Annotated in this window: 13 protein-coding genes and 1 riboswitch; of the genes, 4 read left to right on the top strand and 9 right to left on the bottom strand. The window is 67.9% G+C overall.

The features are described 5' to 3' along the window. Positions 1–144 precede the first annotated feature (144 nt). The 4 genes from ACUZUJ_RS16835 to ACUZUJ_RS16820 form a co-directional block, all read right to left on the bottom strand. A complete protein-coding gene (locus ACUZUJ_RS16835) occupies positions 145–2,118 on the bottom strand; it encodes an AsmA family protein (protein WP_049442994.1) in 1,974 nt (657 codons plus the stop codon). Between the two features lie 80 nt (positions 2,119–2,198). Beyond that, positions 2,199–2,837 (bottom strand): PAQR family membrane homeostasis protein TrhA, encoded by a 639-nt coding sequence (gene trhA / locus ACUZUJ_RS16830; protein WP_014038156.1) that lies wholly within the window; start codon positions 2,835–2,837, stop codon positions 2,199–2,201. 177 nt (positions 2,838–3,014) lie between these two features. Beyond that, a complete protein-coding gene (locus ACUZUJ_RS16825; RefSeq protein ID WP_014038155.1) occupies positions 3,015–4,619 on the bottom strand; it encodes a peptide chain release factor 3 in 1,605 nt (534 codons plus the stop codon). Positions 4,620–4,685: 66 nt separating this feature from the next. Beyond that, complete coding sequence (locus ACUZUJ_RS16820) at positions 4,686–5,570, bottom strand: M23 family metallopeptidase (RefSeq protein ID WP_458220276.1); 885 nt, start codon at positions 5,568–5,570, stop codon at positions 4,686–4,688. 148 nt (positions 5,571–5,718) lie between these two features. Next, positions 5,719–5,837, top strand: a riboswitch (SAM riboswitch). Between the two features lie 77 nt (positions 5,838–5,914). Between ACUZUJ_RS16820 and metX the strand changes: the two genes are divergently transcribed. Genes metX through ACUZUJ_RS16805 form a run of 3 tightly spaced genes read left to right on the top strand, consistent with a single transcriptional unit; the run spans position 5,915 to position 9,242 of the window. Next, positions 5,915–6,946 (top strand): homoserine O-succinyltransferase MetX, encoded by a 1,032-nt coding sequence (gene metX / locus ACUZUJ_RS16815; RefSeq protein ID WP_049442996.1) that lies wholly within the window; start codon positions 5,915–5,917, stop codon positions 6,944–6,946. Then, a complete protein-coding gene (locus tag ACUZUJ_RS16810) occupies positions 6,943–8,178 on the top strand; it encodes an O-succinylhomoserine (thiol)-lyase (RefSeq protein WP_101765934.1) in 1,236 nt (411 codons plus the stop codon). Before metX ends, ACUZUJ_RS16810 begins: the two co-directional genes overlap by 4 nt. Then, positions 8,175–9,242, top strand: coding sequence for a homoserine dehydrogenase family protein (locus tag ACUZUJ_RS16805; protein WP_049442998.1), 1,068 nt, complete (start codon positions 8,175–8,177; stop codon positions 9,240–9,242). Before ACUZUJ_RS16810 ends, ACUZUJ_RS16805 begins: the two co-directional genes overlap by 4 nt. Before the next feature lie 107 nt (positions 9,243–9,349). Here the strand turns inward: ACUZUJ_RS16805 and ACUZUJ_RS16800 are convergent, their stop codons facing one another. Together ACUZUJ_RS16800 and ACUZUJ_RS16795 are read right to left on the bottom strand one after the other, a co-directional pair. Then, entirely contained in the window at positions 9,350–10,345 is a 996-nt protein-coding gene (locus tag ACUZUJ_RS16800; protein WP_049442999.1) for an alpha/beta fold hydrolase, read from the bottom strand. A gap of 94 nt (positions 10,346–10,439) precedes the next feature. Beyond that, positions 10,440–11,822 (bottom strand): L-serine ammonia-lyase, encoded by a 1,383-nt coding sequence (locus ACUZUJ_RS16795; RefSeq protein ID WP_049443000.1) that lies wholly within the window; start codon positions 11,820–11,822, stop codon positions 10,440–10,442. 99 nt (positions 11,823–11,921) lie between these two features. On the opposite strand from ACUZUJ_RS16795, the gene ACUZUJ_RS16790 reads away from it, so the two are divergent. Beyond that, the gene (locus ACUZUJ_RS16790; protein ID WP_080347449.1) at positions 11,922–12,194 is read left to right on the top strand and encodes a glutaredoxin family protein; all 273 of its coding nucleotides are present in this window, start codon (positions 11,922–11,924) and stop codon (positions 12,192–12,194) included. A gap of 33 nt (positions 12,195–12,227) precedes the next feature. On the opposite strand, the gene ACUZUJ_RS16785 is transcribed toward ACUZUJ_RS16790, so the two are convergent. Genes ACUZUJ_RS16785 through ACUZUJ_RS16775 form a run of 3 tightly spaced genes read right to left on the bottom strand, consistent with a single transcriptional unit; the run spans position 12,228 to position 14,017 of the window. Further along, positions 12,228–12,800, bottom strand: a complete 573-nt coding sequence (locus tag ACUZUJ_RS16785) for a YceI family protein (RefSeq protein WP_049443002.1) — start codon at positions 12,798–12,800, stop codon at positions 12,228–12,230. A gap of 3 nt (positions 12,801–12,803) precedes the next feature. Beyond that, a complete protein-coding gene (locus tag ACUZUJ_RS16780; RefSeq protein ID WP_005418388.1) occupies positions 12,804–13,376 on the bottom strand; it encodes a cytochrome b in 573 nt (190 codons plus the stop codon). Next, positions 13,373–14,017 (bottom strand): YceI family protein, encoded by a 645-nt coding sequence (locus ACUZUJ_RS16775; protein WP_014038146.1) that lies wholly within the window; start codon positions 14,015–14,017, stop codon positions 13,373–13,375. The genes ACUZUJ_RS16780 and ACUZUJ_RS16775 overlap by 4 nt, the downstream gene beginning before the upstream one ends. Positions 14,018–14,090: the final 73 nt, after the last annotated feature.

Here is a 14,090-nt window from a genome sequence, read left to right as displayed (position 1 = left end):
GGAGCCGGAGCAAGGCGGCAGGCAGGACCGTGAGGCGCATGGATGCGCCGACCGAGCCTACAGGGACGTATTTACGGCGTGTCCTGCCTGTCGCCTTGCTCCGGCTCTACGCGCGGAAAAACGAGGCGCCGCGAACACCCGCTCCTACTTCGCATACTGCCCGCCGCAGTCGGCATCCTTGCCCGGCCCCAGTTCGATGGTCGCCAGCAATGCCGCCGGCGGGGCGATGCTGCCCAGTGCCAGAGCCACCGCGCCGCGGATGCCCAGCGCCTTGAAGTCCGGGCGGAACGACGGGTCCTTGAAGGTGCCGGCGATGTGCAATGGCGAGCGCAGCACCAGGATGCTTTTGTCCTTCGGGCGCGGTTTCAGCAGCAGGTCCAGGGTCTCATCGCGCAGGCTGACCGTACCCTCGCCGATGATGATCGTGTCGGTGGTATCCACCGCCAGCGCCTGGCTGGTCATCAGGCCGTCGCGCACGCCGAAGTCGGCGAAGGCGCAGCGCAGGGGGATCTGCTTGTCGCCGGTCACCAGGAATTTCAGCGACTCGGTGATATCCAGGCCGGCCAGCTCCATCACCAGGTTGCCGACATGGCCACGGCCCATCGCCAGGCCGACCTTGCCGTTGCTGCTGCCGAGCATCGCGGCGATCGAATTGCCGCGGCCACTCAGGTCCACCTCGCCGCCGATGCCGCCCTTGGCCTGTTCGGCCAGCTTGGCGTCGGGGAACAACTGGCCGAGCTGCACGCCGCGCACGCTGGCCTTCAGCGCGGTACTGATCTGCGGCTGGCGCGCGTCCATGCGGATCGTGCTGCGGATGTCGCCGCCGGCGACGCCGAAGTTCAGTGGGTCCAGCCGCAGCACGCCGTCATCCAGCAACAGGTGTGCATCCATGTCGTCAAGCGGCAACGAGGGCGCGTTGATGCGATGGGCCTTCCAGCGCACGTCGGCATCCATCGCACGCAGCTTGCCGAGGTTGTAGGGCGTGTCGGGCAGCACGCGCGCACGGGCAGCCACCCGTGCGGCCTCGGCCTTCTGCTGCGCATTGGCGGTTTCGCCGCCGCCGGTCTTCGGTGGCGCACCGACGAAGCCGGCCAGGTCATCGAAGTCCAGGCGTTTGGATTCCAGCGTGGCCGTCAGTCGCGGGCGCGCGCCGCCCACTTCGAACTGCAGGTTGCCGCCGAGGTCGCTGTCGCCGACCTTGCCGGTGAACTGCTCATAACGCCAGAGGTTGTGGTCACGCTTGAGCCGACCGTTCAACGCATAGGGCGGGGACGGCGGAATGGCGATGCCGAGCAAGGGGTAGAGGTCGGCCAGGTCCTGGCCGCTGAGCGCGAACTGCAGGTCGAACACACGCAGCTGGAAGGGGTTGGTCAATGTGCCGCTGGCGACGGCGTGGGTGGCGCCGGCGCGGCCGTCGAGGTGGATGCGGAACGGGTGGTCGCTGTCGGTCAGCTGCAGTGGAGATTCGGTGCCGCCGCGAAGGGTGAACGGATTGCCCTGCCAGTGCCCTTTACCCTGCACCAGCAGAGGCGGTGCGGCGTCGGCCTGCTTCGGCTGGCCGCTGCGCACGTCCACGCGGATATCGGTGCGGCCGAGCGCATCGAGGAACTGCAGGCGGCCGTCATCGATGCGCAGCCGTTTGAGCTGCGGGCTTGCCCCGCCGGCGCTGTCACCGAGGAAATCCCAGTTGCCCGGTTCGCCCTTGCGCGGGGCGGTTTCCAGCAGCACGTCCGGCCGGGTCAGGCGCACTTCGGGCAGCTGCACGCTGCCGCGCAGCAGGGGCCAGACCCGCACGTCGATCTCGACGCGGTCGGCGCTGGCCATGTTCGGCTGCTTCGCCCAGCCTGCATTGGCGAAGGTGATCGCATCGGCGCGGATCGTACTGGTACGGCCGAGGTCGACATCAAGGTTCCCGATGTGCAGCACACGGCCGGTACGCGCCTGCACGGCACGCTCGACCGGTCCCTTGAACCAGTTCCAGTCCCACAGGGCGATCAGCACCAGGATCGCCGCCAGCAGAAAGACCAGGGCGGTCAGCCAGCGTCGGCCACGTGGGCCGGGTCGACGGAGGCGCCAGCGCGAGGTGCGCGGCGCGGCGGGGGAGGCGGCGGCATTCACGCGGCCATGGTTGCTCCCTCATCGTGGACGGGGCGCGAAGCGTCCATGTGCGCGGTGTGCACGCACACATGGACTGGGATCTACAGCACCTGCATGGTGACCGCGACGAAGTGGCAGACGCTGCCACCGATCACGAACAGGTGCCAGATCGCATGCGAATAGGGGATCGATTCGCGGTGGTAGAAATAGGTGCCCAGCGTGTACGACAGGCCGCCGGCCAGCAGCCAGCCCAGCGTCCAGCCGTCGATCGAGGCCAGCATCGGCTTGACCGCCACGATCACCAGCCAGCCCATGGCCACGTAGATGGCGGTGGACAGGCGCTTGAAACGGCCGGTGTAGAACAGCTTGAACACCACGCCGGCCAGGGCCAGGGTCCAGATCGCGGCGAACAGGCCCCAGCCCCACGGGCCGCGCAGGCCGATCAGGGTGAATGGGGTGTAGGTGCCGGCGATCAGCACGTAGATCGCGCAGTGGTCGAACACCTTGAGCCGCCCCTTGGCGACCGGGTGCTGGATGGCGTGGTAGAGGGTGGAGGCGGTGTACAGCAGCAGCAGCGCGATGCCGAACACGATGGCACCGGCCAGCTGCCAGCCATCGCTGTAGATGGCGGCCAGGGTGATCAGCACCGCGCCGGCACCCAGCGCGAACACGGCACCGAGGCCGTGGGTCAGGGCGCTGGCGATTTCTTCGCGGATCGAAGCAACGGAAGTCGTGGACATGACGTAGGCATCGTTCGCGGGGAGGGGGACCCGCACCCCCCTATCATCGCCGCGATGGGCGACATGTGCACGCCCGTCACCGTATGGTCGGTGAATCCCTGTGTTGCGTGGATGAACCGCCCGCGACGGCTGGGGTCAGAGCTCTTTCCTGCCGGAAAGGGATCCGACCCCGTGGCATCAGCCTACCGAAACGGTATGCGCTGCTTCGCGGGTGGCCGAGAAGCGCACGTCCGGCGAGCGTTCCTGGGCCAGCTGCAGGTTGACCCGGGTCGGTGCCAGGTAGACCAGGTGGCCGGCCGCATCCAGCGCCAGGTTCAGCGCGTTCTTCTCGCGGAACTCTTCCAGCTTCTTCTCGTTGCTGCAGTGGACCCAACGCGCCGTGGTCACGCTGACCGGCTCGAAGGTGGCTTCCACACCGTACTCATCCTTCAGGCGGTAGGCGGCCACGTCGAACTGCAGCACGCCGACGGCACCCAGGATCAGGTCGTTGCTGGTGAGCGGGCGGAAGAACTGGGTCGCGCCTTCCTCGGACAGCTGGGCCAGGCCCTTCTGCAGCTGCTTGAGCTTGAGCGGATCGCGCAGGCGGGCGCGGCGGAACAGTTCCGGGGCGAAGTTGGGGATGCCGGTGAAGGTCACCGCTTCGCCTTCGGTGAAGGTGTCGCCGATGGAGATGGTGCCGTGGTTGTGGATACCGATCACATCGCCCGGCCACGCCTCGGCGGCGATCTCGCGGTCGCTGGCCATGAAGGTCAGCGCGTTGGCCAGCTTCATTTCCTTGCCGGTACGCACGTGGAAGGTCTTCATGCCAGCGCTGAAACGGCCCGAGCAGACCCGCATGAAGGCCACGCGGTCGCGGTGCTGCGGGTCCATGTTGGCCTGGATCTTGAACACGAAGCCGGTCAGCTTGTTTTCTTCCGGGGCGATCTCGCGGCCGGTGGTGGAGCGCGCCTGCGGCGACGGTGCGTGCTCGACGAAGAAGTCCAGCAGCGGCTGCACGCCGAAATTGTTCACGCCGGACCCGAAGAACACCGGGGTCTGCTTGCCGGCGCGGTAGGCGTCCAGGTCGAACGGGTGGCTGGCGCCCTGCACCAGTTCCAGTTCGTCGCGCAGGTCGGCCAGCATCTGTGCACCGATCTTCTCGGCCAGGCCCGGGGCATCGATGGACGGGAAGATGGTCGAGTCCTGGCGGGTGAAGTTGCGGCCCGGTTCGTACAGGTGCACTTCGCCGGTCAGCAGGTGGACCACGCCCTTCAGGCGCTGGCCCATGCCGATCGGCCAGGTGACCGGCGCGCACTGGATGCCGAGCACGGTTTCCACTTCATCCAGCAGCTCGATCGGGTCCTTGCCCTCGCGGTCGAGCTTGTTGATGAAGGTCATGATCGGGGTGTCGCGCAGGCGGCAGACTTCCATCAGCTTGATGGTGCGCTCTTCCACGCCCTTGGCCACGTCGATCACCATCAGCGCCGAGTCCACCGCGGTCAGCACGCGGTAGGTGTCTTCGCCGAAGTCGGCGTGGCCGGGGGTGTCGAGCAGGTTGACGATCTTGCCTTCGTACGGGAACTGCATCACCGAGGAGGTGACGGAGATGCCGCGCTCCTTTTCCAGCGCCATCCAGTCGGACGTGGCGTGGCGGGCGGCCTTGCGGCCCTTGACCGAACCGGCCATCTGGATCGCGCCTCCGAACAGCAGCAGCTTTTCGGTCAGCGTGGTCTTGCCGGCGTCAGGGTGGGAAATGATGGCGAAGGTGCGGCGACGCGACGCTTCGTTGGCGACTTCGGACATGGCAGTGGCGCCCGCCCGGGGCGCTTTTCAAAGAGATAAGCGCCCGATTATACCGGCCAGGGGCGGTCAGCGCCCGGTACCGCCTTCGGCCTCGCCCTGGCGGGCGAACTGCAGCTGGCCCTGCTCGGCGAAGATGCGCACCGGCACCGAGTGCAGGCCCATGCCGCGGTTGACCTGCACCACGAAGTGCAGGTGCGGGGCACTGCTGTAGCCGCTGTTGCCGGACAGGCCGATCGGCTGTCCGGCCCCTATCGCCTGGCCGCGACGCACGCGCATGCCGCCGGCCTGCAGGTGGCCGTACAGGGCCATGCTGCCGTCGCTGTGCAGCACGCGGATGAAGTTGGCGCGGGCACCATCGCGTTCGCGGTCCTGGCCGTTGCCACGGAAGCCATCCTGGATCTGCATCACCGTGCCCTCGCGCGCGGCCAGCACCAGGGTACCCTCCGGCAGCGCGAAGTCGACCGCGTCGCGGTTCTCCTCGTCGTCATGGCTGAAGCGTCCCTGCGGCGCCTGGTCCACGCGCAGGCGGGCCGCATCGAAAGGCAGGCGGTAGGCGATATCTTCGGCCTGTGCGGCCGGGTTGCCCGGCACCGACTGCAGACGCAGGTCCAGCGTGCGGCCATCGATCGGGGCGGTCAGGTGGCCGACCACCAGGCTGCTGTCGCCCTGGATCAGCGATTCGACCGGGAGGCCTTCGACCGGGTGTCCGGGGGCGGCGCGCAGCTGGATCTGCAGCGGCCCTGCCAGCCCGTTGTCGATCCGGGCCTGCCATTGCGTACCGACCGGCTGCAGGCGCAACTGGGCCATGGGGGCGGCGCCTCCGGCGCTGCCTGAGCGGGTTGCCGAGGCAGGCGAGGCAACCAGTCCCCAGCCCTGGCGCCAGTCGCCGGCGTGTGCGGTCGCGCTCGCCAGCAGAGGCAGCAGCAGGCAGGACAGGGGCAGGCGCGGCATCGGCGTTTCCAGCGAAAAGGACCGCCGGGACTGTAGCTGATCCTGAACGGGGCGACCGGGACCGCCCTCGCAGAGTGGATCTGAAAATATTCATCGCTTTATCCGCATGAAGGGATTGACAGTGCCGGAAAGGGCTGGCATCGTGGCCCCACCATCGAGACCGGCAGAGGGACAGGCCCTTTGAAGCCGGGGCAGCCCGCAGGCGCGCAAGCGTCTGCGTAGGTGCCAAATCCTGCGGGGACCGTGGCGTCCACCGAAAGATGGTTCGAACCATGCACCACACGTGCATCTCGAACGCGGGCCCCGCGAAGGCTCGATGGCCGATTCCCCAACCGGATCCCGCCATGAGCTTCGCCGCCAGTACCGCGCTTCGCCCCGAACCCTTTGTCCCCGTCAGCGTGCCGGTTGAAGACCGCGTGCATGCCGAGCGCGGTGAGTTCGCCGCGGTGCTGTCGATGCGCCACGCCGGCCCCAGCCCGGTGCGCCTGCGCTATGAGTGGGTCGGCCCGGCCAACGCACCGGTGGTGGTGCTGGCCGGCGGCATTTCCGCCCATCGCCACGTGGCGTCCAACGCGCAGTTCAGCGAGAAGGGCTGGGCCGAAGACCTGGTGGGCAGCGGCCGCGCGCTGGATCCGCAGCAGCTGCGCGTGCTGGCCTTCGATTTCATCGGTGCCGACGGTGCACTGGATGTGCCGATCGATACCGCCGACCAGGCCGATGCCTTGGCGCTGCTGCTGGACCATCTCGGTATCCGCGCGCTGAAGGCCTTCGTCGGCTATTCGTATGGTGCGCTGGTCGGCCAGCAGTTCGCGATCCGGCATCGTGCCCGCGTGCGCCAACTGGTGCTGGCCAGCGGTGCGCATCGCCCGCATCCGTATGCCGCCGCCTGGCGCGCATTGCAGCGCCGCGCGGTCGCGCTGGGCCAGCTGCAGTGCGGCGAAGACCACGGCCTGGCCCTGGCCCGGCAGTTCGCCATGCTCAGCTATCGCACGCCGGAGGAATTCGGCGAGCGCTTCGATGCCGCGCCGGAGGTCATCAATGGCCGTGTACGTGTAGCCGCCGAAGACTATCTCGATGCGGCCGGTGCGCAGTACGTCGCGCGCACGCCGGTGACCGCCTACCTGCGCCTGTCCGAATCGATCGACCTGCACCGCGTCGACCCCACCGCGATCCTGCCGCCGACCGTGGTGGTGGCCGTGGAGGGCGACCGCCTGGTGCCGCTGGCCGACCTGGTCGGCCTGGTCGAAGGGCTGGGCCCGCGTGGCAGCCTGCGCGTGCTGCGCTCGCCCTATGGCCACGACGCCTTCCTCAAAGAAACCGATCGCATCGACGCGATCCTCGCCACCGCCTTCCGCACTTCTGGAGAGTCCACATGAGCCTGCACGCCAACGAGCCGTCCTGTAGTCGTACCACTGCCGCCGTCCGTGCGGGCATCGATCGGGACACCGCGCATGGCGCAGTCACGCCGCCGATCGTGCTGTCGTCGAACTTCAGCTTTGAAGGCTTCGGCAACAAGCGCCAGTACGACTACACGCGCAGTGGCAACCCCACCCGCGATCTGCTGGGTGAAGCGCTGGCCGAACTGGAGGGCGGCGCCGGCGGCGTCATCACCGCGACGGGCATGGGCGCGATCAATCTGGTGCTGAACGCGCTGCTGCAGCCGGGCGACACCCTGGTGGTGCCGCACGATGCCTACGGCGGCAGCTGGCGCCTGTTCAATGCGCTGGCGAAGAAGGGCCACTTCGAACTGGTCACCGCCGACCTGACCGATCCGCGCGCGCTGGCGCAGGCGCTGGCCACGCAGCCGAAGCTGGTGCTGGTGGAAACCCCGTCCAACCCGCTGCTGCGCATCACCGACCTGCGCTTCGTCATCGATGCCGCGCACAAGGCCGGTGCACTCGTGGTGGTCGACAACACCTTCCTGTCGCCGGCGCTGCAGCAGCCGCTGTCGTTTGGTGCGGACCTGGTGCTGCATTCCACCACCAAGTACATCAATGGCCACAGCGATGTGGTCGGCGGTGCGGTGGTCGCGCGCGATCCGGCGCTGCACGAGCAACTGGTGTGGTGGGGCAACGCGCTGGGCCTGACCGGTTCGCCGTTCGATGCGTTCCTGACCCTGCGCGGCCTGCGCACGCTGGATGCGCGCCTGCGCGTGCACCAGGAAAACACGGCGTCGATCGTTGCCCTGCTGGACCAGCATCCGGCGGTCGGTGCGGTGTACTACCCGGGCCTAGCCGATCACCCGGGCCACGCCATCGCCGCGCGCCAGCAACATGGCTTCGGCGCGATGCTGTCGTTCGAACTGGCCGACTGCGAAGGCGATGATCCGCACGCGGCAGTGCGTGCGTTTGTCGACGGGCTGCGCTGTTTCACCCTGGCCGAATCGCTGGGCGGCGTCGAAAGCCTGATCGCGCATCCGGCCACCATGACCCATGCAGCGATGACGGCCGAAGCACGCGCGGCGGCCGGCATCAGCGAAGGACTGCTGCGCCTGTCGGTCGGTATCGAGGCCGAACGTGACCTGCTGGCCGATCTCGGTGCCGCGCTGCAGCGCGCCGAAGCGGTGATCGATGCCGCCGCACGTCGCAAACAGGTGGTGGACGCATGAGCGCACTCGCCGCTGACATTCCTGCGCTGGGCGCGGGACGCCTGGCATTGCTCGGTACCGGTACGGTCGGCTCGGCCTTCGTGCAGCGCTACCAGGCGCTGCAGGCACGCGGGTTGGAACTGCCCAGCGTGCAGTGGCTGGCCAACTCGCGCACCGCGCTGGAGATCGATCGCGACCTGGCGTTGCCGCTGGAACTGGCACGCCGTGCACCGCGTGGCGGCCTCAACTCGCCGCCGTGGGCCAGCGCCGAAGGACTGGAGCGTGGCGACGTGGTGGTCGATGCCACGGCCAGTGAAGACGTGGCCGCCCGCCACGTGCAATGGCTGGCGCGCGGCGTGCACGTGGTGACCGCCAACAAGCTGGGCCGAGGCGCGCAGCTCGCCCGCGCGCAGGCCATTGCCGAAAGCTGTGCCGACAGTGGCGCGCGGTATGGCGACAGCGCCACCGTGGGCGCCGGCCTGCCGCTGCTGAGCAGCCTGCGCGCGCTGGTGGCCGGTGGTGATCACATCCACGCCATCGAAGGCGTGCTGTCCGGTTCGCTGGCGTGGCTGTTCCATCGCTATGACGGCCAGTCGCCGTTTTCGGCTGCGGTGCGTGAGGCACTGGCGGCCGGCTATACCGAACCGGACCCGCGCCTGGACCTGTCCGGCGAGGACGTGCGCCGCAAGCTGCTGATCCTGGCGCGCAGCAGCGGGCTGGCGCTGGATGCTTCGCAGGTGCAGGTGGATTCACTGGTGCCTGATGCGCTGGCGGCGTTGCCACTGGAAGATGCCGTGGCTGCCTTGGAGCAGCTGGATGCGCCGCTGCAGGCGCGTTGGCAGCAGGCACGTGACAACGGTCGCGTGCTGCGTTTCGTTGGCCGTGTTGACGGCGAAGGTGCGCAGGTGGGCCTGCGCGAGCTGCCTGCCGATCATCCCTTGGCGCAGGGCGCGGGCACCGACAACCGCGTGGCCATCCACAGCGATCGCTACCGCCGCCAGCCGTTGTTGATCCAGGGGCCGGGCGCCGGCGCGGAAGTCACTGCGGCCGCGTTGCTGGATGACGTGCTGCGGATCGTGGGTTGATCGCACCGCTTCTGTAGAGCCGAGCCTACGCTCGGCTGCTGCTGGCAAAATCCCCTCCTGCCGGATGAGCCGAGCGTGGGCTCGGCTCTACAGGGGAGGGCTGCCGTTCAATGCGCTTTCAATGCCTTCAGCAACGCCGCATTGAACTGCTTCGGGTCCTGCACCTGCGGCGAATGGCCCAGTTCGGCGAACTCGACCAGCGTCGCGCCGGGAATCGCTGCGGCCGCCGCCTTGCCGAGTGCCGGATAGTTGCCCAGCGCCGCCTTCACCGCAGGCGGTGCCTGGTCACGGCCGATCGCGGTGCGGTCCTTCTGGCCGATGAACAGCGTGGTCGGCACCTGCAGGTTTTTCAGTTCGTACACCACCGGTTGGTTGAACACCATGTCCGAGGCCAGCGCCTGGCTCCATGCAACGGCCTGCCTGCCCGGGCCTTCGTACATGCCCGACTGCATCCGCGCCCACGGTTCGTAGGCCGGCTTCCATTTGCCGTCGTAGTACACCTCCAGCTGGTAGCGGCGGATGCTGTCATAGCTGATGTTCATTTCGCCGGCGTACCACGCGTCGACGCTGCGCCAGGGGACGCCCAGCGCCTTCCAGTCTTCCAGGCCGATCGGGTTGACCAGCGACAGGCTGCGCAGGTCCTGCGGGAACATCAGCGCGTAGCGCACCGCCAGCATGCCACCCATCGAGTGCCCGACCAGGTGCACCGGTACATCACCCAGCTGCAGTTGCTGCAACAGCGCATGGGTGTTGGCGGCCAGCTGCGCGAACGTGTACTGATAGCGCTCCGGCTTGCTGGACTTGCAGAACCCCACCTGGTCCGGGGCGATCACCCGGTAGCCGGCGTTCAACAGCGGCGCGATGGTCTGCTGCCAGGTGGCTGCGCAGAAATTCTTGCCGTGCAGCAGCACCACCACGCCGATGGCGCGGCGTTTGGGCAGGACATCCAGGTAGGCCATTTCCAGTGGCTGCCGCTGCGACTCCAGCGCGAAGATCTTCACCGGATAGCCGTAGTCGAAGCCCTCCAGCCGCGGACCATAGGTCGGCGCGGCAAACGCGGACAGCGGCAGGCAGGCAAGCAGGGCAGCAGCGATCACGCGCATGGGGCAAATCCGGGGCAGGGTAGCCCCGAGCCTAACCGGAACGCGGTGACGGTGTCGTCCGATGTAGAGCCGAGCAGGGGCCCGGCTCCACAACTCAGCACTCGATGACGTTCACCGCCAGGCCACCGCGGCTGGTTTCCTTGTACTTGTCCTGCATGTCGCGGCCGGTATCGCGCATGGTCTTGATGACCTTGTCCAGCGACACCTTGTGCTTGCCGTCGCCACGCATCGCCATGCGCGAGGCATTGATCGCCTTCACCGCGCCCATCGCATTGCGTTCGATGCAGGGGATCTGCACCAGGCCGCCGATCGGGTCGCAGGTCAGGCCGAGGTTGTGTTCCATGCCGATTTCCGCGGCGTTCTCGATCTGGCTGGGATTGCCGCCCAGCGCCGCGACCAGGCCACCGGCCGCCATCGAGCAGGCCACGCCCACTTCGCCCTGGCAGCCGACTTCGGCGCCGGAAATCGAAGCGTTTTCCTTGTACAGGATGCCGATCGCCGCCGAGGTCAGCAGGAAGTCGAACACGCGCTGCTCGTTGGCGCCGGGGCAGAAACGGTCGAAGTAATGCAGCACCGCCGGCAGCACGCCGGCGGCGCCGTTGGTCGGTGCGGTCACCACGCGGCCACCGGCGGCGTTTTCTTCGTTCACCGCCAGTGCGTACAGGTTGACCCAGTCCAGCGTGGTCAGCGGGTCGCGCATCGCCGCTTCCGGCTTCGACGACAGTTCGCGGTACAGCGCCGGTGCGCGACGGCCGACCTTCAGGCCACCCGGCAGCACGCCTTCCTCGCGGATGCCACGCGCGACGCACGACTGCATCGCGCTCCAGATCTCGCGCAGGTTGGCGCGGATCTCGTCTTCGCTGCGCCAGCACTTCTCGTTCTCGAACATCAGCTGGGCGATGCTCAGGCCGCTGCGCGCGGTCTGCGCCAGCAGCTCGTCGCCGCTCTTGAACGGGTAGGGCAGCGGGGTCTCGTCGGGCACGATGCGGTCATCGGCCGCGTCGTCCTGGTTGACCACGAAGCCGCCACCGACCGAGTAGTAATCGCGGGTGGCGATCACTTCATCGTCGGCGTTGTACGCGGTGAAGCGCATGCCGTTGGTGTGGTACGGCAGCTTCTGGCGCTTGTTCATGCCGAGGTCGCGCTTCTCGTCGAAGGCGATCTCGTGCTGGCCCATCAGCTGGATGCGCTTGCTGCTGCGGATGCGCTCCAGGGTGGCCGGGATGATGTCCGGATCGATCAGGTTCGGCCGCTGGCCCTCCAGGCCCAGCAGGATCGCTTTGTCGGTGCCATGGCCGCGGCCGGTCAGCGCCAGCGAGCCATAGACATCGGAGCGGATGCGCGCGACCTCGTGCAGGCGGCCCGGATCGAGCAGCCAGCGATGGATGAATCGCTCGGCGGCCTTCATCGGCCCGACGGTGTGCGAGGAACTCGGACCAATGCCGATCTTGAAAACGTCGAACGTGCTGACAGCCATGGATGCCAAACTGCGGGTACCGGACAAGCGGCTATTCTAGCGGCTTGCCGGGCCATCCGATGGCTGCGGCGCAGCATTTCCACCACGGGAGCCTGACTGGTGTTGACCCTGATCCAGCGTGACGATTGCCACCTGTGCGACCTGGCCCTGGCCGAACTGGCCAAAGCGCGGGCGCCGGAGTTCGAATCGGTGTTCCTGGATGACCAGCCGGCGCTGGAAGCGCGCTATGGCGCGCGGGTGCCGGTGCTGCGCGACGAGCGCGGCGAGCGCGAGCTGGACTGGCCGTTCGATGCGGCCACGGTGCAGGCGTGGTTGGCCGAAGGCGGTCAGGTAGTGCCGTCCGCTGGCCGGCAACCACCCGATATCCGTTAATGCCGGCCAGCGGCCGGCACTACCGGAAGCGTCTTATTTCGCGTCGAACTTCACGATCGTGCTGATCGCGGTGTCGTCCGGAATGGTCTTGGTATCGGCCCAGTCACCGCCGCCGACGCCGAAGTCCAGACGCTTGACCGTGGCCTTGCCGGTCAGCACCGGCTGTGTGCCCGGCTTCCAGGTGAAGGTGAGGGTGACCGGCTTGCTGACACCGCGCAGTTCCAGGGTGCCATCGGCGGCGAACTGGTCGTTGCCCACGGCGCGGAAGCCCTTGGCGGTGTAACGCGCAGTAGCGAACTTGCCGACATTGAAGAAGTCGGCACCCTGCAGGGTCGAGTCACGGTCGCTGTTGCCGCTCTTGGCGCCTGCCAGCGGAATCACCACATCCAGCGAGCCGACGGCCGGGTTGGCCGGGTCGAAGCTGAGCTTGGTGGCGAAGCCCGGGAAGCTGCCGGTGAACACTTCGCCGTCGTACTTGGTGGCGAACACCAGGATCGAGCCGGCACCCGGGGCCTGCGCATAGTCCGCAGCGAGCGCCGGGGCGGTGGCCAGCATGCCGGCCAGGGCGGCGGCCACGGCGGCCGGAGTGGTCAGTTTCAGGTTCATCGGTCAGTCCTTCTGAGGGGAGGCGAGCCAGCCGCGCGGCAACATGCGGGACAGCGTTGCATCGCGCTGGAACAGGTGGTGGTAGAAAGCAGCGCCGGCATGGGCCAGCACCACCGCGATCAACAGCCAGAAGCCGTACTCGTGGAGGGCATGGGATACCGCGACGACCTGCGGGTCGGGGCCGCTCAGCTTGGGCACGTCGACCAGGCCGAACCAACGGAACGGGCGCAGGCCACTGGCCGAATCGTACAGCCAGCCCGACAGCGGGATGGCGAACATCAGCACATACAGCAGCACGTGGGTGGCACTGGCGATGCGCTCCTGCCAGCTGGGCACGCCCGGCACCGGCTTCGGTGCACCGGCATACAGGCGCCAGCCGAGACGGAACAGCACCAGCGCCAGCACGGTGATGCCGATCGACTTGTGCGCGGTGTAGACCCAGAAGTACTTGGGCGTCTTGGGCAGTTCGCCCATGGTCAGGCCAACCACGCCCAAGGCGAGGATCAGCAGTGCGATCAACCAGTGCAGGATCTGGCTGACACTCCCCCAGGCGGCGGGGGTGTTCTTGGCGGTCATGAAGGGTCCTTGGGGGCCGTCGTGTGGTCGGAGTGTGGAACGGGAGCGGGAGTTCCCGGGGCGTCGCTGCGGTCGAGGGTGGCCTCAGCCTCGATCCGCACCTGTACCGCATCACCGATGACGCCCGGCCAGGCGGTGATGCCGAACGCGCGCCGGCTCAGCGTCGTGCTGGCGGAAAACCCGGCGGTGCGTCGGAAGGGAGGGAGCGGGTAGCGCTTGAGCGCGTTGAGGGTCACGTCCAGGGTGACTTCCTGGCTGACCCCGCGCAGGGTCAGCGTGCCGATCACATGCGCATGCTTGGCGTCGATCGGTTCGACCCGGCTGGAGACAAAACGCGCGGTCGGGAATCGCTCGCCATCGAGCAGGCTGCGGGCCAGCGTGGCCTGGTTCCACTTGGCGTCGCCAAGGTCCAGACGCGACACAGGAATGTCCACTTCCAGGGTGGCATCGCGCCAGTTGTCGGGATCGAACAGCACGCGGCCTTCGCTGCCGGACACCGTGCCCATGGCCTGCGAGTAGCCCGCGTGGTCGATGGAGAACAGCACCCGCGTGTGCACCGGATCGAGGCGATAGGTGTCAGCGGCCGCCCAGGCAGGGGCGGTGGCGAGCAGCATCGGCAGCAGGGCCAGGCAGGGACGCATCGATGGCGGGCTCCGGAAGGGGACGCTGTGATCATACGCACAGCCCCCTGCCAACGTTGCGTGCATGGCTGCA

This window comes from Stenotrophomonas sp. S4, assembly GCF_054187805.2.
The sequence above is the reverse complement of the archived record's forward strand: the minus strand, read 5'-3'. Positions and strand labels throughout refer to the sequence as shown.

Bases quoted from the DNA above. Each gene is read 5' to 3' on its own strand.
- trhA (WP_014038156.1), bottom strand. From the start codon at position 2,837: ATGTCCACGACTTCCGTTGCTTCGATCCGCGAAGAAATCGCCAGCGCC.
- ACUZUJ_RS16825 (WP_014038155.1), bottom strand. From the start codon at position 4,619: ATGTCCGAAGTCGCCAACGAAGCGTCGCGTCGCCGCACCTTCGCCATC.
- ACUZUJ_RS16820 (WP_458220276.1), bottom strand. From the start codon at position 5,570: ATGCCGCGCCTGCCCCTGTCCTGCCTGCTGCTGCCTCTGCTGGCGAGC.
- metX (WP_049442996.1), top strand. From the start codon at position 5,915: ATGAGCTTCGCCGCCAGTACCGCGCTTCGCCCCGAACCCTTTGTCCCC.
- ACUZUJ_RS16810 (WP_101765934.1), top strand. From the start codon at position 6,943: ATGAGCCTGCACGCCAACGAGCCGTCCTGTAGTCGTACCACTGCCGCC.
- ACUZUJ_RS16805 (WP_049442998.1), top strand. From the start codon at position 8,175: ATGAGCGCACTCGCCGCTGACATTCCTGCGCTGGGCGCGGGACGCCTG.
- ACUZUJ_RS16800 (WP_049442999.1), bottom strand. From the start codon at position 10,345: ATGCGCGTGATCGCTGCTGCCCTGCTTGCCTGCCTGCCGCTGTCCGCG.
- ACUZUJ_RS16795 (WP_049443000.1), bottom strand. From the start codon at position 11,822: ATGGCTGTCAGCACGTTCGACGTTTTCAAGATCGGCATTGGTCCGAGT.
- ACUZUJ_RS16785 (WP_049443002.1), bottom strand. From the start codon at position 12,800: ATGAACCTGAAACTGACCACTCCGGCCGCCGTGGCCGCCGCCCTGGCC.
- ACUZUJ_RS16780 (WP_005418388.1), bottom strand. From the start codon at position 13,376: ATGACCGCCAAGAACACCCCCGCCGCCTGGGGGAGTGTCAGCCAGATC.
- ACUZUJ_RS16775 (WP_014038146.1), bottom strand. From the start codon at position 14,017: ATGCGTCCCTGCCTGGCCCTGCTGCCGATGCTGCTCGCCACCGCCCCT.